This window comes from Burkholderia sp. AU45251, from assembly GCF_030482905.1.
In the GTDB taxonomy this organism is placed as follows: Bacteria; Pseudomonadota; Gammaproteobacteria; order Burkholderiales; family Burkholderiaceae; genus Burkholderia; species Burkholderia aenigmatica.
Genome location: NZ_JAUJQH010000003.1, coordinates 39182 through 60172, shown reverse-complemented (window position 1 = coordinate 60172; position 20991 = coordinate 39182). Strand labels below are relative to the sequence as shown.

At 67.0% G+C, this 20991-nt stretch carries 15 protein-coding genes and 1 pseudogene; 9 read left to right on the top strand and 7 right to left on the bottom strand.

The genetic code is table 11. From position 1 onward, the window contains the following. Positions 1 to 81 precede the first annotated feature (81 nt). From QZM67_RS09930 to glcC, 5 genes and pseudogenes are all read right to left on the bottom strand, one after another. Positions 82 to 534, bottom strand: coding sequence for a GtrA family protein (locus tag QZM67_RS09930; protein WP_301802308.1), 453 nt, complete (start codon positions 532 to 534; stop codon positions 82 to 84). Then, entirely contained in the window at positions 531 to 2072 is a 1542-nt protein-coding gene (locus QZM67_RS09925) for an NAD(P)/FAD-dependent oxidoreductase (protein WP_301802305.1), read from the bottom strand. The genes QZM67_RS09930 and QZM67_RS09925 overlap by 4 nt, the downstream gene beginning before the upstream one ends. Before the next feature lie 69 nt (positions 2073 to 2141). Beyond that, on the bottom strand, positions 2142 to 4166 hold the full coding sequence (locus tag QZM67_RS09920; protein ID WP_301802302.1) for a hypothetical protein: 2025 nt from the start codon (positions 4164 to 4166) through the stop codon (positions 2142 to 2144). A 1105-nt stretch (positions 4167 to 5271) separates the two neighbouring features. After that, positions 5272 to 5712, bottom strand: a pseudogene (locus QZM67_RS09915) (DUF6306 domain-containing protein); the annotation flags it as partial. A gap of 276 nt (positions 5713 to 5988) precedes the next feature. After that, on the bottom strand, positions 5989 to 6759 hold the full coding sequence (gene glcC / locus QZM67_RS09910) for a transcriptional regulator GlcC (protein ID WP_301802297.1): 771 nt from the start codon (positions 6757 to 6759) through the stop codon (positions 5989 to 5991). A gap of 219 nt (positions 6760 to 6978) precedes the next feature. Here glcC and glcD point away from each other — a divergent pair, with 219 nt between their 5' ends. From glcD to QZM67_RS09870, 8 genes are all read left to right on the top strand, one after another. Beyond that, the gene (gene glcD, locus QZM67_RS09905) at positions 6979 to 8478 is read left to right on the top strand and encodes a glycolate oxidase subunit GlcD (protein ID WP_301802295.1); all 1500 of its coding nucleotides are present in this window, start codon (positions 6979 to 6981) and stop codon (positions 8476 to 8478) included. After that, entirely contained in the window at positions 8478 to 9554 is a 1077-nt protein-coding gene (gene glcE, locus QZM67_RS09900) for a glycolate oxidase subunit GlcE (RefSeq protein WP_301802293.1), read from the top strand. The genes glcD and glcE overlap by 1 nt, the downstream gene beginning before the upstream one ends. A 23-nt stretch (positions 9555 to 9577) precedes the next feature. Next, a complete protein-coding gene (glcF, locus tag QZM67_RS09895; RefSeq protein WP_089451552.1) occupies positions 9578 to 10798 on the top strand; it encodes a glycolate oxidase subunit GlcF in 1221 nt (406 codons plus the stop codon). Between the two features lie 20 nt (positions 10799 to 10818). Beyond that, on the top strand, positions 10819 to 11223 hold the full coding sequence (locus tag QZM67_RS09890; protein ID WP_175023729.1) for a heme-binding protein: 405 nt from the start codon (positions 10819 to 10821) through the stop codon (positions 11221 to 11223). Positions 11224 to 11269: 46 nt separating this feature from the next. Next, the gene (locus QZM67_RS09885; RefSeq protein ID WP_301802289.1) at positions 11270 to 13444 is read left to right on the top strand and encodes a malate synthase G; all 2175 of its coding nucleotides are present in this window, start codon (positions 11270 to 11272) and stop codon (positions 13442 to 13444) included. Between the two features lie 563 nt (positions 13445 to 14007). Then, positions 14008 to 15570 carry a sensor domain-containing diguanylate cyclase gene (locus QZM67_RS09880; RefSeq protein WP_301802288.1) on the top strand — a complete coding sequence of 521 codons (1563 nt, stop codon included), beginning with the start codon at positions 14008 to 14010 and terminating at the stop codon, positions 15568 to 15570. 157 nt (positions 15571 to 15727) lie between these two features. Further along, on the top strand, positions 15728 to 17113 hold the full coding sequence (locus tag QZM67_RS09875; protein ID WP_301802286.1) for a cache domain-containing protein: 1386 nt from the start codon (positions 15728 to 15730) through the stop codon (positions 17111 to 17113). Between the two features lie 29 nt (positions 17114 to 17142). After that, positions 17143 to 17787, top strand: a complete 645-nt coding sequence (locus QZM67_RS09870) for a response regulator transcription factor (protein WP_175023725.1) — start codon at positions 17143 to 17145, stop codon at positions 17785 to 17787. Between the two features lie 53 nt (positions 17788 to 17840). On the opposite strand, the gene QZM67_RS09865 is transcribed toward QZM67_RS09870, so the two are convergent. Further along, on the bottom strand, positions 17841 to 19361 hold the full coding sequence (locus tag QZM67_RS09865; protein ID WP_301802282.1) for an MFS transporter: 1521 nt from the start codon (positions 19359 to 19361) through the stop codon (positions 17841 to 17843). Positions 19362 to 19506: 145 nt separating this feature from the next. On the opposite strand from QZM67_RS09865, the gene QZM67_RS09860 reads away from it, so the two are divergent. Then, entirely contained in the window at positions 19507 to 20145 is a 639-nt protein-coding gene (locus QZM67_RS09860; RefSeq protein WP_301802279.1) for a TetR/AcrR family transcriptional regulator, read from the top strand. Between the two features lie 80 nt (positions 20146 to 20225). Here the strand turns inward: QZM67_RS09860 and QZM67_RS09855 are convergent, their stop codons facing one another. Then, positions 20226 to 20822 carry a phospholipid-binding protein MlaC gene (locus QZM67_RS09855; protein ID WP_011353639.1) on the bottom strand — a complete coding sequence of 199 codons (597 nt, stop codon included), beginning with the start codon at positions 20820 to 20822 and terminating at the stop codon, positions 20226 to 20228. Between the last annotated feature and the right edge of the window lie 169 nt (positions 20823 to 20991).

Here is a 20991-nt window from a genome sequence, read left to right as displayed (position 1 = left end):
CGCTCGACCGAAGAGCGGGTCGAGGGTCACGCCGGGGGCTGGCCGGGATCGCTCGCGAACTTCAACGCCCTCCGCCCACCCTCAACGCACCGTTGCCTTGACACACACGTCCCGGTCAACTTCCTGGCGCTCGGTCGCCAGAATCGCGGCCGTAGCACGCGCGCCCGGCACCCGGAATACGGCGACCCTGCGGATCACATAGAGCGTGACAAAACTGACCACGACCGCGATCCACTTCGCGGCAATATTGCCGAGCAGTGTCGCCGCGATGTGCACGATGCCGCCGGTCAGCAGCGAACCCAGCCCGCAGCTCGCGGCGAACAGCAGCGCCTCGCCGATCTGCCGGCGGCCGGTCGCGTCCGAGTGGAACACGAAGCGGCGCGAAAGCACGTAATTCAAGACGCCCCCGATCAGGTACGCCATCCATGCCGAAATCCCGGCATCGATCTGCATGGCCGAGCTCAGCGTGAGGAAGAGCGACCAGTCCGTGACGAGCGACAAGGCACTTACGAAGAAATAAGCGGAAAACATCATTTCTGCCCCCACTGAACCGTGCGGGTCGGGACAGCGCGCAACCCCGATGTACTGACTTGCGGTTCACTACCGCTCTCGTGATATTCCGCGTCCTCGTTGACGGCCCAGACGTCGCGAAGCTTGTACCCGGCGACGATGTTCTCGACGGTCAACATCGCGGTCATCATTGCATGGTCCTGATTGTTGTACTTGTGCATGCCATTACGGCCGACGAGATGCAGGTTCGGATAATGCTCAACCAGATCCGCGCGGACCTGATCGACGATGTCGCGATAATCGTCGTCGTACACGGGGTACGCCTTCGGCTGACGAACGACGCGCGATCCGCGAATCTGATCGCGGGTCGCAAGACCGACTTTCTCGAGTTCATCGATCGCGAGTTCGGTGAGGTCGGCATCGCCGCTTTCCCACATCGAATCGCCATCGAAGCAAAAGTACTCGAGCCCGAGGCAGCCGCCGGTCGTCGCGTCGGGCACCATCTCAGGCGACCACGACGCGAAATTCTGGATGCGCCCGACCTTGACGGACGGGTCGTGGATGTAGATCCAGTTGTCCGTGAACGTGGCGGGCCGGTCGAGTATCAGCGCGACCGTGATGAAGTCTCGATACTGCAGCCTCGACGCGGCAGCCGCGGACGTCGGACGGGGCGAAATCGCGTTGAGCGTTTCGCGCAGCGGCGCGGTGCACACCACGTCACGCGCGCTGATGCGATTGATCTGGCCGTCCTTGCCGACGGTTTCGACGAGCCAGCGCCGCGCGCGACTGTCGTACTGCATCGCGCCGGCCGCTTGTCCCATCATCAGCTGTCCACCCTGATCCTGAAATTTCCGGGCGGCAGCTTCCCACAACATGCCGGGGCCACGGCGCGGGTAGTGGAAGGATTCGATCAGGGTCTTGACGTCGGTCTTGCTCGACCGGATGCCGAGTGAGCGTTTGACGGCACTGACGATGGCGGTAGACAGGCTCAGGCCCTTGATGCGCTGCGCGGCCCAGTCCGCCGAAATCTCGTCGCATGACATGCCCCAGACTTTTTCCGTGTAGGTCTTGAAGAAGATCGAGAACAGCCGTTCTCCGAATTGATTGGCGACCCACTGATGAAAGGACTTCGGGTGCGGGCACGGCTTGATGCGCGCGGCGACGTACGAAAGCACGCAGCGAGTACTTTCCACGATGCCGAGATTGAGCAAGGCCTCGATTCCGTCGAGCGGGTAGCGGTAGAACTTGTTCCGGTAGAAGATGCGCGAGCTGCGTGGCCGCTCGATGAAGTCGTCCGGGAGCAGTTCGTGCCACAGTGCGACAACGTCCGGGGACTTCGAGAAGAAGCGGTGTCCCCCGATGTCGAAGCAGTGGCCGTCGAACTGTTCGGTGCGACTGATGCCACCGACATAGCGAGGATCTTTCTCGACGAGCGCGACCGAAAGGTCGGTCTGCTTGGTCAGAAGATAGGCGGCGGTGAGGCCGCCCGGGCCCGCGCCGATGATGAGTACGTCAACCGACTGATCCATGTTGTCACCCCGAGTCTCTAGTCGCTGGTCCATTGACTGTTGTATCGGCCGCTCCAGCCAGGCGGCAAACGCGCTGTTGAATCGATGCTTTGTATTTCCCGTTCAAACGTCGTGCACTTGCGCGTGGCGAGGCCGAGAGGCCCCGCGTCGGAAAGCAGTCGGCGGTCGTGCGGGCACCACGGTCTTCTGGCTGGCTGGTTGCGCGTGCACCAATGACGCTTCCTGACCGGCAGCCGTCGTCCTGATGCTGCGGCAGTCGTACAGCCAGACCGTGCTGTTTGGTTCGGGCGACCAGGCGTAGCGTGTCGCCAACTCCGGGTAGCGCTGATGCGACACGATGAAATCCAGCACCGGATCTGCACAGATGTGCCGGATGCCCGTTTGGGTCAGCGGAAGGTATTCATATTTGGACACGAATACGGTCGACTTTTGGCCCGCGTCGTGGTTGCCGCGAGGCCGGGCCGCGTACGGGTCCTGCTTGATCAATTCGAGCCGCCGTAGCGCCTCGAAGGTCGTCCGGCGGTGGAAGATCAGACCCGCGGCCTGAGCCGGCGAGTAATAGCTCGATGTCCTCATCATCAGCCACGGATAGACGACTTCATCTGGCGGGCCGTCCCAATAGACGATGTTGCCGCGCGCGACCGTCCCTTCGAACGGTGCAAAGTCCGCACGGTCGGCGCCGGCTTCCACGATCTTGGTGGGCTCCGAGCGCTGGTCGATATTGACGAGTCCGTATGCGGCGAATGCCGCCAATATCATCGGCAGCCCGACGACCGCGATTCGGTTGCGCGACAGATTGAGCATCGCGAGCAACGCGATCAGTGTGACAACCAGGTGCGTGTGAATCAGTGTTTCGAGCCAGGGGAGGTCGAGCATCACGCTACCGGTTGGATACTGGATGCGACTGACCTGATACGCGCACTGGAAGACGATCCAGACGATCGCGGCAACGAGCGTCACCCCGATCCGCGTATAGCGAAGCGCCGGGGCGAAGTCGCCAGGCAGCGCCCTCGGGGCGCGGAGCGCCGGCCAACGGGCTGCCGCGTGGAGCGCCGCGGCAATGGCCAGCGCGGCGATCCCGCCGCCGACGTCGATCAGTAGCCAGCAGATCGCCAGCAGCCAGATCAGCGTCGGTCGCGCGTGGCGTTCGCGTCGCACGAGCAAAATGGCCGCAGGCCATTGCATCAGCGTCAGCAGCCACAGCACGCGCCAGGGCTGCAGCTGTATCCAGATCGCGTCCTGTCCAGTCAAGTCCGCGATCGTGGTCAGTGCGACGCCGGCCACACCGATCAGCGTGAGCGTCGACCACTGGGTTCGGTGATCCTGCACTCGCGTCGCACAGAGCATCGCGGGCACGGCGATAGCCCAGCACGCTTTGCTCCATGCATTGACCGACCACAAGGTCGGGAACAGGAAGGGCACGTTGTATTGCGCAATCGACCGCCATGCCGGATCGAACGGATACAGGTGCAATGCCTTGAACGCCGGCATCTCGACGACGGCGAAAGCGATCAGCGCGAGCGGCAATAGCCGCCACCACGTCACGCGTGGCATCCGGTCGAGTACGACGAAGACCAGTGAAACGCCGCCGATCAGCGGGTGAACGGCCGTTGCGACGAGTGCCAGCGCAATGGCCATGCGATACCGGCGATCGAGCATCAGCGCAATCGCCCACAGGCCCAGTGCTTCGGCGGGAAGCCGGGCGGTGAGAAAGCCTTCGTCGTACGAGAAGATCAGCCCGGCGCCGTAATCGGACGGCATGCAGGCAATCAAGCACAACGAGAGCCAGTGCCAAGGTTCTGGCAGCAGTCTCTTCGTCAGGCGCCAGATGCCGCTCCACCAGAGTGCCTGAGCGACAATCAGGCCCGCGAGATTGCTCGTTCGGAGTCCGAATGCCGAGACGATCTTCGCGAAGATCCGGCCGTAAATCGTCCACTGATCCTGGGACCCGTATTCAAAGAACAGGTCGTGCGAAAAATTCTCGGGATGCGCGTTATAAAGCGCCTGCGCGGTGTACAGGATCGCATCGTGCCGAATGCCCGTATAAGGATGCGCAATCAGGAACAGTACGGCCAGCGAAAGTGCAAGCGCGATGACCGAACAAGGGCGGTTCTCAGTCCGATTCATGATCGAATGAAAGACTCGTATCGACGAAATTTCGTGAGCCGGCCATCCGCACGCGGCAGAACGAACCGCGTGGTTCCGGCGTCGCTGACCGCGGCGCGGTGCATCTGACGGCCCGAGCGCCGTTCAGGTGAAATGCCGCAGGGTGCTCAGGGCACTCGTTTCGGCCTGCAGTCGAGAGTCAGCGGTACGCAGACGCGCATGCCGGTGAAGTGGGGGGCGGCATGGTGCGCTCGCGCGTGCGCCGGCGTCCGTTGCTTCCGATCGGGCGCGGATGCACGCTGGCATGTCCGGCATCGGGCGGAAGCCGGTTCCGGTGTGATCGTTGCTGCGCCGCTGCCCATCCCCGACGATGTCGCGATCGAGATCGTGATACTTGTTTTCATTGTGTCCCCCGATGCGTCCCCCACCGAAACAGTGCCGTTACCGGGGCGTCGGACGCGAACTTTGTCGAAATATTTGGTTGAGCGCCGGAACGGGAGATCCAGCGCATGTGGCGTGGAAGCATGGAGCGTGCCACGGCCGTCGGGGAGGACGTTTGGTCTGACGAGGAGGCGTCGATGCAAGCCGAGATGCCGGTTGTCGCGGAAAATGTGTCGGTCTTGAAACGGTCGGGAATGGCCGGATCGGCTCGACCATCGATCGCGCCGCTGCTGAATGCCAGCCGCGGGCACTTTCCGATCGGTTTCAGTCCTGAATCGGTGGCAGGCGAGCGCAATGGCAAGACCGTGCCGGCGCAAGCCACGCATCGGTGCCGGAACTGGCCGCCAAGCGGCACCCGTGACGGGGATGACGGTAATCGGCGGTTTCGTCCGAGCGTGTGCGCATGGGGCGCGACCGGACAACCGGAAAGTGCTTTATGTTGCAGAGTTGAAACGTCGTGGCCGGTCGGTCGGCCGGTCAGCGCCTCGATCGGAGGGGCGAGCGTCCCAGGTATGGAACGAAGCCGCCCTATGAAGCCAGGCGACGGTTTCGACGGACGCAGGTTTTGCCAATCGCCGATGACCTTGCGATCTCGCCGGGCCCAAAGTCCGCAATGGGTTGAATCCGCAGTCGACAAGCGACATCGACGTCGATCGGCGATGAACCTTTCTCCGGCCCGCCGCAGCTACGCCGTCCCCGGCTCTCCGCCCTTGATCCGCAGCTGCACATCAACCGACCCGATGTTCTTCTCGTGCGACACGAGCATCTGCGTAAGCGCATGGTGCAGGTCCGGCTGCGCGAGCGTCGGCAGCAACGCCTGCAACTTCCGCACGACCCACCGCTGCCCGCGATTCAAGAACGCCAACCGCTCCGGCAAATCGTCGATCGCCATCGCCTTCTCGTAGAACGCACCCGTTGCATGCGTCGGCGTCGCATCGAGCGACCGAATCGCATCGACCAGCACCGCACACCAGTGCGCCTCATCCTGCCGAATACCGGCCACCAGCCGGTGAAGTTCGGGATCGCCGATTTCCGCCGCCGTCTCCGACGCAACCCGCGCGCCGGCGCGCTCGGCTTCCAGCAGTTCGTTCAGCAACGCGAGCAACGCGTCGCGCTGCGCATCGGCGGATTGGTCCGCCGCCTGGGTGGGACGGGCGTCGTGCCCGTCGTCGTGGGTCCGGTTCGACATGCGATGTCCTCCGTTTCGGGAAGGGTGGCGCACCGGTTCGTCCTGCGTGATGCCGTCAGGCACTGCTCACGCGACGGCGTCCACGCGTCATGGCGGACGACAGCGGGCCACACGAAGAATGGCTCACAGTCTGACATAGCCATGTGACACGCGTCGCGAGACGGCCCGCTGTGCGTGATGCGCATCAAGACACAGCGCAACGCGCGGCCGACATCACGTCCACCCTTCAAGCCTCAACGTCGAACGCACGAGCCGCTGCTCTTCCTGCTCGATCTCCCGCAGATACTCGACGCACTGACGAATATGTTCGCTCGCCGCCTTGCGCGCCTGGTCCGGCAGCCGCCCCGTCACCGCGTTATAGAGCCGCGCATGCTGCCGATCGATTTGCTTCTTCAACGGCTCACGGTGATAAAGATTGTTCACCGACGCGAACACCGAACTGAGCAGCAGATCCGTCAACGACTGCAGCGTATTCACCAGCACCGGGTTATGCGACGCCTCGCAGATCGCGAGATGAAACGCATGATCGAGCTTCGCGCGCGCGGCCGGGTCGAGATCCAGCGCGTCAGCCGCAGTCATCTCCTCGTAGCGACGCTTGATCAGGATGAAATCGGCCGGCGTGCCGCGCAGCGCCGCGAGCCGCGCGGCCTCCGTCTCGAGCATCCCGCGCACCTCGAACAGGTCGTACAGCGTGCGCGGCTGCGAGCCGAGCAGATGCATCATCGGCGTGATCTCGCGTTGCGGGGTCAGGCTCGCAACGAACGAGCCCTTGCCGTGCGTGGTGTCGATGATCCCGCGCGCGCGCAGTAGCTTCAGCCCTTCGCGCACGGCCGTGCGCGACACGCCGAGCTTCTCGGTCAGCCGCCGCTCGGACGGCAGCGCCTGTCCGGCCTTCAGCACGCCGTCGACGATCAGTTTCTCGATGCGCTCGGCCACGACGTCGGCCACGTTCCGGGCCGGGCCCACTCGATCCTGCATTTCCATACTGGTATGACCACTTCGGAAAGAGATCGGAGATTTTCCCACAAACCCTTGTTGTCATTCAGTTTTATGGCAATCGATCCAGCCGCTTCACGACCACTCGATAAAAACTGGTATGACCACATTCGCGACGTCTGGACACACGCGCGCCGCCCGCCAAGAATCCATCCCTTCCGGCGTGCCGCGCGTCGCGCAGCCGCCTGCATGGTGGAGACAACCCCGATGAGTTTCACCTACGACGAACGGATCGACGGCCCGCTGGCGACCGTCGACCGCAACACGCTCGTTGCCGCGCTGCACGCGGCGGCGCCCGGCCTCGACGTGCTGCACGACCGCGAGGCGCTCAAGCCGTTCGAATGCGACGGCCTCGCCGCCTATCGCACGGTGCCGCTCGCGGTCGTGCTGCCCGACACGGTCGAGCAGGTGCGCGCGGTGCTGCGCGTCGCGGCCGCGCTCGGCGTGCCGGTGGTCGCGCGCGGCGCGGGCACCGGGCTGTCGGGTGGCGCCATGCCGCTCGAGAAGGGCCTCCTGCTCGTGATGGCGAAGTTCAACAAGATTCTCGACATCGACCCCGATGCCGGCATCGCGCGCGTGCAGCCCGGCGTGCGCAACCTCGCGATCTCGCAGGCAGCCGCGCCGTACGGCCTCTACTACGCGCCCGATCCGTCGTCGCAGATCGCGTGCTCGATCGGCGGCAACGTCGCCGAAAACGCGGGCGGCGTGCACTGCCTGAAATACGGGCTCACCGTGCACAACATCCTGAAGGTCGAGATCCTGACGATCGACGGCGATACGCTCACGCTCGGCGCCGACGCGCTCGACGCGCCGGGCTTCGACCTGCTCGCCTTGTTCACCGGCTCGGAAGGGATGCTCGGCATCGTCACGGAAGTGACCGTGAAGCTGCTGCCGAAGCCGCCCAGCGTGAAGGTGCTGATGGCGAGCTTCGACGACGTCGCGGAAGCGGGCGCCGCGGTCGCGAAAATTATCGGCGCGGGGGTGATCCCAGGCGGCCTCGAGATGATGGACAACCTCGCGATCCGCGCGGCCGAGGATTTCATCCACGCGGGCTACCCGGTCGACGCGCAGGCGATCCTGCTGTGCGAACTCGACGGCTCGCCGGCCGACGTCGAAGAAGACGCCGAACGCGTCGCCGCGCTGCTGCGCGACGCGGGCGCAACCGAGATCCGCGTCGCACGCGACGAAGCCGAGCGCCAGCGCTTCTGGGCCGGCCGCAAGAACGCGTTCCCGGCGGTCGGCCGCATGTCGCCCGACTATTACTGCATGGATGGCACGATCCCGCGCCGCGAGCTGCCGCGCGTGCTCGAAGGGATCGCCGCGCTGTCTGCCGAATTCGGGCTGCCGGTCGCGAACGTATTCCACGCGGGCGACGGCAACATGCACCCGCTGATCCTGTTCGATGCGAACCGGCCCGGCGAACTCGACCGCGCGGAAGCGCTCGGCGGCAAGATCCTCGAGCTGTGCGTCGCGGCGGGCGGCAGCATCACCGGCGAGCACGGCGTCGGGCGCGAGAAGATCAACCAGATGTGCGTGCAGTTCAACGCCGACGAAATCACGTTCTTCCACGCAGTGAAGGCCGCGTTCGATCCGCAGGGCCTGCTCAATCCCGGCAAGAACATCCCGACGCTGCACCGCTGCGCCGAATTCGGCGCGATGCACGTCCATCACGGCAAGCTGCCGTTTCCCGAACTGGAGCGCTTCTGATGCGACGCGAAATCGAATCGATCGACGACAGCGCGGCGCTCGTCGCCCAGGTCGACGCCGCGATCCACGACCGCCAGCCGCTGCACATCCGCGGCGCCGGCACGAAGGCGTTCCTCGGCCGCCCGGTCGAAGGCCGCACGCTCGACGTGCGCACGCATCGCGGCGTCGTCGCGTACGACCCGACCGAACTCGTCGTCACCGCGCGCGCGGGCACGCCGCTCGCCGAACTCGAGGCGATGCTCGACGCGGCCGGCCAGATGTTGCCGTGCGAGCCGCCGACGTTCGGCGGCGCGGCAACGGTCGGCGGCATGTTCGCGGCGGCGCTGTCGGGCCCGCGCCGCCCGTGGGCCGGTGCGGTGCGCGACTTCGTGCTCGGCTGCCGCGTGATTACCGGCCACGCAAAGCACCTGCGCTTCGGCGGCGAGGTGATGAAGAACGTCGCCGGCTACGACGTGTCGCGGCTGCTCGCGGGCAGCTTCGGCTGTCTCGGGGTCGTGACCGAAGTGTCGCTGAAGGTGCTGCCGAAGCCTCGCGCGACGGGCGATCTCGCGTTACAGCTTGCCGTGGACGAAGCTGTGCAGCGCGTCGCCGCATGGCGGCGCGCGGGGCTGCCGCTCGCGGGTGCATGCCACGCCGACGGCGTGCTGCGGGTGCGGATCGAAGGCGGCGAGGGCTCGGTGAAGGCCGCGCGCGACACGATCGGCGGCGAGCGCATGGACGACCGCGACGATGCGTTCTGGGCACGGCTGCGCGACCTTGCGCTGCCGTTCTTCGACGATCCGCGCCCGCTGTGGCGCGTGGCGGTTCCGGCCGCCGCGCCGCTCGACGCGTTGCCCGGCGCGCTGCTTGCCGACTGGGGCGGCGCACAGCGCTGGCTGAAGAGCGACGCCGCACCGGCCGACGTGCAGCGGTTCGCCGCGCAATGGGGCGGCCACGCGACCTGCTTCACGCCGGGCACGACACGCGAGCCGTTCCAGCCGCTGCCGCCCGCGTTGTTGCGCGTGCACCGGCAGCTCAAGGCGCAGCTCGACCCGCACGCGATTTTCAATCCCGGCCGCCTGTACGCCGATTTCTGACGCGAACCCGATCCCGACCGCCGATGCAAACCAATCTCAGCGAAGCAAGCAAGGCCCTCGCCCGGGCCGACGAAGCGGAAGCGATCCTGCGCGCGTGCGTGCACTGCGGCTTCTGCAATGCGACCTGCCCGACCTACCAGGTGCTCGGCAACGAGCTCGACGGGCCGCGCGGCCGCATCTACCTGATCAAGCAACTGCTCGAAGGCGAACCGTGCGGCGAACGCACGCAGCAGCACCTCGACCGCTGCCTGACGTGCCGCAACTGCGAGACGACCTGCCCGTCCGGCGTGCGCTATCACACGCTGCTCGACATCGGCCGCGCGGAAGCCGAGAAACGCGCGCAGCGGCCGGCACGCGAGCGCCTGCTGCGCGCGGGGCTGCGGCACGTCGTGCCGCGCCCGGCGACGTTCGCCGCGTTGCTGAAGGCCGGCCGCGCGCTGCGCCCGCTGCTGCCCGGCACGTTGCAGGACAAGATCCCGGCCGCGATCCCCGCCGCCGCACCGCGCCCGCCCGTGCGCCACGCGCGGCGCGTGCTGATGCTCGAGGGCTGCGTGCAGCCGTCGCTGTCGCCGAACACCAATGCGGCCGCCGCGCGCGTGCTCGACCGGCTCGGCATCAGCGTGAGCCCGGCACGTGAAGCCGGCTGCTGCGGCGCGACCGAATATCACCTGAACGCACAGGATGCGGGCCTCGCCCGCGCACGCCGCAACATCGACGCATGGTGGCCCGCGATCGAAGCGGGTGCGGAAGCGATCGTGCTGACGGCGAGCGGCTGCGGCGCATTCGTCAAGGAATACGGTGACCTGCTGCGCTCCGACCCCGTCTATGCGGAGAAAGCACGACGCGTCAGCGCGCTCGCGCGCGATCTCGCCGAGATGATCGCGGCCGAGCCGCTCGACGCGCTGGCCGGTTCGACGCCACGCCGCATCGCGGTCCATTGCCCGTGCACGCTGCAGCACGCCCAGCGCCTCGGCGGCACCGTCGAACGCATCCTGACGCAGCTCGGCTTCGATCTGACGAATGTCGCCGATGGCCATCTGTGCTGCGGCTCGGCCGGCACGTATTCGCTGACGCAGCCCGAGCTCGCGACGCAACTGCGCGACAACCGGCTCGACGCGCTCGAAGCCGCGCGGCCGGACCTGATTGTCACGGCCAACGTCGGCTGCCAGACTCACCTGAACGGCGCGGGCCGCACGCCCGTGCGCCACTGGATCGAGCTCGTCGACAACCATCTCGTCAACTGACCTGATTCCGGAGGATTGCCATGCAAACGAAACCCGAACTCGAGCTCGCCGATGCCGACCGCATGCTTGCCGCCGCCCGCGCGGAAGCGGAACGCCACGGCTGGGCCGTGTCGATCGCCATCGTCGACGACGGTGGTCACCTGCTCGCGTTTGCGCGCCTGGACGGCGCATCGCCGGCCACCACCTATATCGCGCAGGACAAGGCGCGCGCGGCGGCGCTCGGCCGGCGCGAGACGAAGGCGTATGAGGATATGATCAACGGTGGCCGCACCGCGTTTCTCAGCGTGCCGCTGACGGGGTTGCTCGAAGGCGGCGTGCCGGTCACGGTCGGCGGCCGGATCGCGGGCGCGATCGGCGTGTCTGGCGTAAAGTCCGAACAGGACGCGCAGATCGCCCGCGCCGGCACACAAAGCGTCGCGGCATAACCAGCCCAAGCCGCGCGCGAATCTTTATTCCCCGGGAGGATTGACGATGATCGACCAAGCAGGACTGCAAGTCGCGCCAGCGCTGAGCCAGTTCATTGAAAACGAAGCGCTGCCGGGCACCGGCATCGACAAGGCCGCGTTCTGGAGCGGTTTCTCGGCCCTGGTGCACGACCTGGCGCCGCGCAACCGCGAATTGCTCGCGGAACGCGACCGCCTGCAGCAGGAACTCGACACCTGGCACCGCGCGCACCCCGGCCCCGTGCGCGACCACGCCGCGTATCGCGCGTTCCTCGAACAGATCGGCTACCTCGTGCCGGTCCCGTCGAACGTCGCGGCAGCCACCGCGAACGTCGACAGCGAGATCGCCACGCAAGCCGGCCCGCAGCTCGTCGTGCCGCTGTCGAACGCGCGCTATGCGCTGAACGCCGCGAACGCGCGCTGGGGCAGCCTGTACGACGCGCTGTACGGCACCGACGCGCTGCCGGAAGACGGCGGCGCCGAACGCACCGCGACCTACAACCCGACGCGCGGCCAGCACGTGATCGACTACGCGCGCAACGTGCTCGACAACGCGGCGCCGCTCGCCGGCGCGTCGCACCGCGACGCGCTGCGCTACCGCGTGCAGGACGGCCAGCTCGCCGTCGAAACCGCGAAGGGCGTCGTGCATCTCGCGCAGCCGGCGCAGTTCGTCGGCTACCAGGGCGCGGCCGACGCGCCGTCCGCGATCCTGCTGAAGCACAACGGCCTGCACCTCGAGATCCAGATCGACGCATCGACGCCGATCGGCCGCGCCGATCTCGCGAACGTGAAGGACGTCGTGCTCGAAGCCGCAGTCAGCACGATCATCGACTGCGAGGATTCGGTCGCGGCGGTGGACGCCGACGACAAGGTCCAGCTCTACCGCAACTGGCTCGGGCTGATGCAGGGCACGCTGGTCGAAGAAGTCGCGAAGGGCGGCAAGACCTTCACGCGCCGCCTGAACGACGACCGCGAGTACACCACGCCCGACGGCGGCACGCTGTCGCTGCACGGCCGCTCGCTGCTGTTCGTGCGCAACGTCGGCCACCTGATGACCAACGGCGCGGTGCTCGATCGCGACGGCAACGAGATTCCGGAAGGGATCCTCGACGGCGTCGTCACGGTGCTGTGCTCGCTGCACGACCTGAAGGCCAAGCGCAACTCGCGCACGGGCTCGATCTACATCGTGAAGCCGAAGATGCACGGCCCGGTCGAAGTCGCGTTCGCCGATACGCTGTTCGCACGCATCGAGGATCTGTACAGCCTGCCGCGCAACACGCTGAAGATGGGCATCATGGACGAGGAGCGCCGCACCAGCGTGAACCTCGCCGCGTGTATCGCCGCGGCCGCCGCGCGCGTGGCGTTCATCAACACCGGCTTCCTCGATCGCACCGGCGACGAGATGCACACCGCGATGGAAGCGGGCCCGATGATCCGCAAGGGCGACATGAAGTCGTCGGCGTGGATCCAGTCGTACGAGCGCAACAACGTGCTCGCCGGCCTGTCGGCCGGCCTGCGCGGCCGCGCGCAGATCGGCAAGGGCATGTGGGCGATGCCGGACCTGATGCACGCGATGCTCGAACAGAAGATCGCGCATCCGCGCGCCGGCGCGAACACCGCCTGGGTGCCGTCGCCGACCGCCGCGACGCTGCACGCGCTGCACTACCACCTGGTCGACGTGCAGGCCGTCCAGCAGGAACTCGAGAAGACGCCGTACGCGAGCGAACGCGACACGCTGCTCGAAGGCCTGCTGACCGTGCCGGTCGTCGAGCGCGCCGCGTGGAGCGAGGCCGAGATCCTGAGCGAAGTCGAGAACAACGCGCAGGGCATCCTCGGCTACGTCGTGCGCTGGGTCGAACAGGGCGTCGGCTGCTCGAAGGTGCCCGACATCCACGACGTCGGCCTGATGGAAGACCGCGCGACGCTGCGCATCTCGAGCCAGCACATCGCGAACTGGCTGCGCCACGGCGTGATCACCGAGGCGTTCGTGCTCGACGTGTTCAAGCGGATGGCGCGCGTCGTCGACCAGCAGAACGCCGGCGACCCGAACTATCGCCCGATGGCGCCCGGCTACGACCAGTCGACCGCGTTCAAGGCCGCATGCGCGCTCGCGCTGCAGGGCACGTCGCAGCCGAGCGGCTATACCGAGCCGCTGCTGCACCGGTTCCGGCTCGCGTTCAAGGCGGAACAGCACGGCGCGTAAGTATCGGCGTGCTGCGGGCTTCCGGCATGCCGGTGCCCGTCCCTGCTTCACGAAACGGGCGGCCGTAATGGCCGCCCGTTTTCATTTTCGCGCGCGCCCGGCGGTTGAAACGAATAATCGGCGTATATCGCACCCCTTCATTTTTCGCGTTCAAGTGCCGTTAACCGGATGGAATCGGCAGCGGCATGCCGCGCGCCACGGCCGCTCTTTCCGCAAAGCCTTGTGCTGAAACGCTCTGCCCGATATTCGCAAGTCCGGGATTTCACTGTAATTTGATCCGGATCAACGGCCCGCAACATTTTTCGCGCGCGTGAACGCGCGCGCTATACTCCGTTGCATTCGCGCTGCCCGATTCGTCGGATCGTTGAATCGGCGCAGATGTCACCAGTGAATGCTTGATTTACCGGTATATCTGGCCGCGATTACCGATAATCGGCGTCCATTTTCTCCGCCGGCCGGCAGGAAGGCGTCGGAATGGCCGCGTAACGGATCGCCGCCGGCACGGCATACGAACAATCGCATCGGCCCGCCCCCCGGCGGCAATGCCCATCGATCCACGGACCATGGCAGAAACCGACTACGCAATGCCCAGCGAATCCGGCCTGACAAGCCGTGTCGCCGCTCATCTGCGCCGGTTCCTGCTGCCGCACCTGATCTTCTATACCGGGCTGCTGATCGCGCTGGTCCTGCTGCTCCTGTGCGGGATCGTGCTGTACGAAGGCCGCATCGACGCGCGCGACCGCTCGGCCGCGATGCAGCAAAATCTTGCGCTGATGGCGTCGTGGGACATCGAGCGCAACATCGAGATCTATTCGCTGTCGCTGCAGGCCGTCGTCGAAGGCGAGAACGACCCGGATGTCGTCAAGCTGCCGATGCCGCTGCGCCGCCAGGTGCTGTTCGACCGTGCGACGACCGCCAAGTACCTCGGCGGCATCTACGTGCTCGACGCGAAGGGCGACATCGAGGTCGACGGCAAGAGCGACGTGCCGCGCAAGGCCAACTTCGGCAACGAACCGTACTTCGTCGTGCACCGCGACCACCCCGACGCCGGCCTGTACGTCAGCCCCCCGTATCACTCGCGGCTGCGCGGCGGCTCGCCGAGCGTCGCGCTCAGCCGGCGAATCACGCGGCCCGACGGCTCGTTCGGCGGCGTCGCCGTGGTGTCGATCCGGCTCGAATATTTCCAGAACCTGTTCTCGCGCCTGTCGCTGGGCGATCGCGGCTCGATCGCGGTGATCAACACGGACGGCAAGATGCTCGCGCGCGAGCCGTACGACCCCAAGATCGTCGGCCGCGACATCAGCCGCGCCAGCACGTTCCGGCGGTTCATGAGCGCCAACGACGGCAGCTTCGCGGACACCGCGTCGATCGACGGCGTGCGGCGCCTGTACGTGTTCCGGCACCTCGAGAACCTGCCGCTCATCATCATGGTCGCGCGCTCGGAAGCCGACACCTACGCCGCGTGGTACGACCGTGCGATTCCGATCGGCTCCGCGATGGCCGCGCTCGCGATCGGCTTCGTCGGCCTGTCGCTGCTGCTCGACGTGCAGTTGCGCAAGCGCCACCGTGCGGAAACCGAGCTGCAGGCGCTCGCGCGCACCGACGGCCTCACGGGCCTCGACAACCGCAGGATGCTCGACGTTACGCTCGCGCGCGAATGGCGCCGTGCCGCGCGCGCGCAGCACGCGCTGTCGCTGCTGTTCATCGACGTCGATTACTTCAAGCGCTACAACGACACGCAGGGGCACCAGGCCGGGGACGACGCGCTTGCCGCGGTCGGCCATTGCATCGCCGGCTGCCTGCGCCGCCCGGCAGATTACGCGGCGCGCTACGGCGGCGAGGAATTCGTCGTGGTGCTGCCCGACATCGACACGGACGGCGCGGTGACGATTGCCGAGACGATCCGCACGGGGATCCTCGATCTCGGCATCCGGCACGACGCCGGCACGTCGGGCCGCCTGACGGTGAGCATCGGCGTGACGACCAGCTATCCCGAACGCGACGACGACATGCAGGGCGCGCTGAAGCTGGCCGACGACGCGCTGTATCGCGCGAAGGAAAGCGGGCGCAACCGCATCGTCGTGCACGCGGCCGCGGCCGGCGGCCTCACGGCGCGGCAGGCCTGAGCGGACGGAAGCCCACGCCCCGGGCGGCGGCGGGGCGGTTGCCGGGGCCACCGTCGCCTCCCGTGCGCAAAATCGCCGACAATGTCGCCTCGACACGCCGCCGCGCGACTGACGCGCCCGGCCGGCCCGCGCAGGTGCGCGGCCGTTTCGCACCACCATGAGACTCAAGGCAAAGATCTTCCTTCTGGCCATCGTGCCGTTCCTGCTCGCGATCGCCGGCATCGGCTTCGGCGTGCGCCAGCAGGCGACGTCCCTCGCGCGCACGCAGCACGCGACGATCCAGGCCGCGTACCTGTCGAGCAAGGAAGTCGAGCTGAAGCACTACGTCGAGCTCGCGACGAGCGCGATCATGCCGCTCTACGACGCGAGCGGCCGCAACGCGCGCGACGACGCGATGCTGCGCACGCAGGCGCTCGCGATGCTGCAGAAGATGGATTTCGGCCCCGACGGCTATTTCTTCGTGTACGACCTGCACGGCAATTCGCTGATGCATCCGCGCGAGCCGGAGCGCGTCGGCCATAACTACTGGTCGATGCGCGACCCTCAGGGCGCGCTGACGATCCAGAAACTGATCGGCGCGGCATCGAGCGGCGGCGGCTACGTGCGCTACGCATGGCAGCGGCCGTCGACGGGCCGCGTCGCGCCGAAGCTCGGCTACGTCGTCGCGCTCGAGCGCTGGGGCTGGATGGTCGGCACCGGCATCTATCTCGACGACGTCGACACCGCGCTGCAGCGCATCGACGCGCGCGCGTCCGCGAACATCGACCGCACGATGAGCTGGCTCACCGCGATCGCGCTCACGGGCGCGGCGGCGATCGTCGTGTGCGCGCTGGTGCTGAACGTCAGCGAGTCGCGCAGTGCCGACGCGAAGCTCAAGCTGCTCGCGCAGCGCGTCGTCGAATCGCAGGAGCAGGAGCGGGCGCGGCTGTCGCGCGAGCTGCATGACGGCATCAGCCAGATGATGGTGTCCGCGAAGCTGATGCTCGAATCCGCGCTCGCACGCTTCGAACGCGGCTCGGCGCGCATGCCCGAGGCCGAGCAGGCGCTGGCATCGGGCGTCGTGCGGCTCGGCGACACGCTGCGCGAAGTGCGGCGCATCTCGCATGCGCTGCGTCCCGCAATGCTGGACGATCTCGGCCTCGCGGCGGCACTCGAGCAGCTGGTGCGTGAACTCGGCGCCGAAAGCGGCATCGACATCGGCTATACGCAGGTCGCGCACAGCGGCGCCCGGCCACTGCCCGCGGCGGTCAACACCGCGCTGTTCCGGATCGCGCAGGAAGCGCTCAGCAACATCGTGCATCATGCGCAGGCGTCGCGCGCAGCCGTCACGCTCGACGTCGGCGCACAATCCGTCACGCTGACCATCGCCGACAACGGCTGCGGCTTCGACGCCGAACGCTCGCAGGCCGACGCGCGCCGCGGCATCGGCCTGCGCAACATGCGCGAGCGCCTCGATGCGCTCGGCGGCATGCTGACGATCACGTCGCAGGTCGGCCACACGATCGTCGCCGCGCGCGTGCCGCTGCCCGGCACCGCGTCATGACGCGCCCCATCACAGGAGACCTTTCACGCATGAGCGCCCCCGACACCGCCCGGCCCGTCGCCCGACTGCTGCTCGTCGACGATCACCCGCTCGTGCGCGACGGCTTGCGGATGCGGCTCGAAGCGGCCGACCTGTCCGTCGTCGGCGAAGCCGGCAACGCCGACGAGGCGCTCACGCTCGCCGCGTCGCTCGAACCCGATCTCGCGCTGATGGACGTCGGCATGAACGGGATGAACGGCATCACGCTCGCGGGCGTGTTTCACGAACGCTTTCCGGGCATCCGCGTGCTGATGCTGTCGATGCACGACAACATCGAATACGTGACGCAGGCCGTGCGCGCCGGCGCGAGCGGCTACCTGCTGAAGGATTCGCCCGCGAGCGAGATCGTGCGCGCGATCGGCGCGGTGCTGGCCGGCCAGACGTTCTTCAGCGAAGGGCTCGCCGCGCGGATGATCCACGCGAGCGCGACCGCGTCACCGCTCGACCGGCTCACGCCGCGCGAACGCGACATCCTCGATGCGCTGGCGGAAGGGCTGTCGAGCAAGCAGATCGCGCAGCAGACGGGGCTGTCGGTGCGCACGGTCGAGACGCACCGGCTCAATTTGAAGCGCAAGCTGGAGATCGAAGGGCAGGCCGAGCTGATCAAATTCGCCGTGGAGCATCGGCGCAGGTAGGCGAGCCCGACGCGGCGATCCGCGGCGAAAGGCCCGACCCGTCACACGCCGGATCATTCCGGCAGTGAAGACGTCACGCACGCCGCCGCGCGTCCCGATTGCTTCTCCGATTCACGCCGCACCATCAGCATCGCCATAATTGCAACACTCAGGATTCCAGAACACAAAACCGCGATCGAAAACCCGTGCGCCATCGCCTCCCGATACGCACCGAGCAATTCCGGCCGGCCGGCAGCGAACACATGCTCCATCACCGCCTGCCGCGCGAGCGTATCCGCTTGCGCACTCCCCGCCGCCTGCATCGCGGCCGTCATCCGGTGCAGCGCACCGATGCTCATCATGCTGCCGAGCACCGCGATGCCCATGCTCATCCCGGTCTGACGCAACGCGTTCATCGTCGCCGACGCCATGCCCGCGCGTTCAGCCGGCGCCAGTTCCATCACGGTCATGCCGGTCGCGGGCACCGCGAGCCCCATGCCGACCCCGAGCACCGCCAGCGCGACACCGACCGGCACATACGGCGTTCCCGCGCCGAAGCCGGCCATGACCGAGAGCATCGCGCCGATCAGGCCGTACCCGGCCACCATCAGCGTATGCAACGGAATGCGCGCCGCGATGCGCCCGAACAGCATCGACGTGATCGCCGTCATCACGAACTGCGGCATCAGTTGCCAGCCGGCCTCAGCCGGCGTGCGCCCCTGCGCCTGCTGCAAGAACAACGACAGGAAAAACAGGCTGCTGTACCCCGAGAACCCGAGCACGAACGACGCGAGATTGGCGCGCACCAGCCGCCGGTCGCGAAACAGCCAGACCGGCAGCAGCGGCCGCTCGACGCGCGTTTCGACCCGCACGAACACGACGAACGCCACCGCGGCGCCCGCCAGCGGCGCGAGCACCTTCGCGTGCGCCGCGCCGGCTTCGCCGATGCCGATCAGCCCGTATGTGAGCAATCCGAGCCACACCACGCTCAGCACCTGGCCGAGCGGATCGAACGCCGCATGCTGCGGATGCCGGCGCTCCGGAATGCCCCATGCGCCGAGCAGCACGGTCACGATGCCGATCGGCACGTTGACGAGGAAGATGTTCTGCCATCCGCCGTGCTCGACGAGCAGGCCGCCCACCAGCGGCCCGAGGATCAGCGCGAGCGCGCTGAACGCGGACCATCCGCCGATCGCGCGGGCGCGCTCGCGCGCGTCGGGAAACGCATGCGTGAGGATCGGCATCGCGCCCGGTATCAGCAATGCGCCGGCAAGCCCCTGGATCGCGCGCCCGATCAGCAGCGGCTCGATGCTGCCCGCACATGCGCAGACCACCGACCCGGCCGTGAACAGAATCACGCTGGCGAGCCACACGCGCTTGTGTCCGTAGCGATCACCGAGCGGCCCGGCCGACAGCATGAACGCGGACAACGCGAGCGCATACGCGTTGACGACCCACTGGAGGCCGCCGATATCGGTGTCGAGCGCCGTCTGCAGCGTCGGCAACGCGACATTGACGATGCTGATGTCGAGCGTGGCGAGAAAGGTGCCGAGACAGGCGGCCAGGACGAGTGCGGCGCGACGGTAGCGATGCATGGCGGGCTGCCCTTCACGGGCATGGGGATGAGAATGATTCTCATCATATATATCGACTGACCGTCGGTCAATGGATTGCGTTGGCCGCGAGCGGGGGTGCTGGCCTAAACTGCGGGCTTTGCACGAACGGGCGTCGAGCCGCGCGATGACGGACAGGACAAAGGCAGGGACCACGACAGTGAAGGACGACGCGCCGGCAGGCAAGCCGCGCACGAAGCCGGCGGAAGTGCGCCTCGAGGAACTGATGGCGGCGGCCGAGACGCTGTTCCTCACGCAGGGTGTGGAAGCGACGACCATCAGCGAGATCGTCGAGCACGCGCAGGTCGCGAAAGGCACGTTCTATCACTACTTCGAATCGAAGTCCGACATGCTCGCCGCGCTCGCGCAGCGCTACACGTCGTCGTTCCTCGACCGGCTGCAGCACGCGGTGGACGCGTGCGACGCCGACGACTGGCTCGCGCGCCTGCGCACGTGGATCCGCACCAACATCGAAACCTATGCGGCGACCTACCGCACGCACGACATCGTCTACGCGAACCACCATCACCACGATCGCGCGAATGCCGACAAGAACGCGATCCTCGAGCAGCTCGGCGCGATTCTCGACGGCGGCGCTCGGGCCGGCACCTGGCGGCTCGCGCATCCGCAAGTAACTGCGCTGCTGATCTATGCGGGCGTGCATGGCGCGACCGATCACATCATCGCGGCCCCGGAAACGGATCGTGCCGCGTTCGTCGATGCCGTGGTCGACGATTGCCTGCGGATGCTCGGCATCGGTGCGTGACGCGCAGCCAGCGCACAGCCATGAAAAAGGGCGCCCGAGGGCGCCCTTCGTCGATCCGGACTGCGGCCTGGCAACGGCCGTCAGTTCGTCCGCGAATTGTGCTTCTGCAGATACGCGATCAGCCCGTCGATCCCGCCCGACGCGAGCTGGCTCTTGAACTGCCCCTGGTAGACCTGGATCAACCACGCGCCCGACATGTCGATGTCGTAGATCTTCCAGTCGTTGCCGACCTTGCCGAGACGATAGCCGACCGACTGGCTGTCGCCCGGCGTCGTGACTGTCGACTGGACGAGCGCGTCGGCACCCGACGCGCCGCCGGCCTTGAACGAGAACTTCGCGTCCTGGCTGCCGAGCTGCGCGAGCGACGCGGCGTAGGTGCGCGTCATCAGCAGCTTGAACTGCTTGTACAGCTCCTGCTGCTGTTGCGGCGTGGCCTGCTTCCACGCGTCGCCGACCGCGATGCGGGTCGTGCGCTCGAAGTTGGTCGCGGGCAGGAAGCGCTGCTCGACGACTTGCGTGACTTTCGCCATGTCACCGCCGCGGGCGGCCGGATCGGCCTTCATCGCGGTAACGGTGCCCTCGACCGCATTGCGGACGATATCGACCGGCGCGCTCTGCGCGAAAGCGGAAACCGACACGGCGGCCGCCGCGACGAAAGCAAACAGATGACGTTTCATACGAATATCGCTCGATGAGAAAAAACGACCGGTTCATTGCACCGGCCGACGAAGCAAAGTATACCGGGCCTGACGCCTCGGTGTGCCGCCGTGACCGACTGTTACCTTTCAGCTTCGTTTGTCACAGGCGTGCAGCGGCACGTCGAAGCAGCGCGGCGGCGATTATGTA

Bases quoted from the DNA above. Each gene is read 5' to 3' on its own strand.
- QZM67_RS09925 (WP_301802305.1), bottom strand. From the start codon at position 2,072: ATGGACCAGCGACTAGAGACTCGGGGTGACAACATGGATCAGTCGGTT.
- QZM67_RS09920 (WP_301802302.1), bottom strand. From the start codon at position 4,166: ATGAATCGGACTGAGAACCGCCCTTGTTCGGTCATCGCGCTTGCACTT.
- QZM67_RS09865 (WP_301802282.1), bottom strand. From the start codon at position 19,361: ATGCATCGCTACCGTCGCGCCGCACTCGTCCTGGCCGCCTGTCTCGGC.
- glcD (WP_301802295.1), top strand. From the start codon at position 6,979: ATGAGTTTCACCTACGACGAACGGATCGACGGCCCGCTGGCGACCGTC.
- glcC (WP_301802297.1), bottom strand. From the start codon at position 6,759: ATGGAAATGCAGGATCGAGTGGGCCCGGCCCGGAACGTGGCCGACGTC.
- QZM67_RS09890 (WP_175023729.1), top strand. From the start codon at position 10,819: ATGCAAACGAAACCCGAACTCGAGCTCGCCGATGCCGACCGCATGCTT.
- QZM67_RS09885 (WP_301802289.1), top strand. From the start codon at position 11,270: ATGATCGACCAAGCAGGACTGCAAGTCGCGCCAGCGCTGAGCCAGTTC.
- QZM67_RS09855 (WP_011353639.1), bottom strand. From the start codon at position 20,822: ATGAAACGTCATCTGTTTGCTTTCGTCGCGGCGGCCGCCGTGTCGGTT.
- QZM67_RS09930 (WP_301802308.1), bottom strand. From the start codon at position 534: ATGATGTTTTCCGCTTATTTCTTCGTAAGTGCCTTGTCGCTCGTCACG.
- glcF (WP_089451552.1), top strand. From the start codon at position 9,578: ATGCAAACCAATCTCAGCGAAGCAAGCAAGGCCCTCGCCCGGGCCGAC.
- QZM67_RS09875 (WP_301802286.1), top strand. From the start codon at position 15,728: ATGAGACTCAAGGCAAAGATCTTCCTTCTGGCCATCGTGCCGTTCCTG.
- QZM67_RS09860 (WP_301802279.1), top strand. From the start codon at position 19,507: ATGACGGACAGGACAAAGGCAGGGACCACGACAGTGAAGGACGACGCG.
- QZM67_RS09880 (WP_301802288.1), top strand. From the start codon at position 14,008: ATGGCAGAAACCGACTACGCAATGCCCAGCGAATCCGGCCTGACAAGC.
- glcE (WP_301802293.1), top strand. From the start codon at position 8,478: ATGCGACGCGAAATCGAATCGATCGACGACAGCGCGGCGCTCGTCGCC.
- QZM67_RS09870 (WP_175023725.1), top strand. From the start codon at position 17,143: ATGAGCGCCCCCGACACCGCCCGGCCCGTCGCCCGACTGCTGCTCGTC.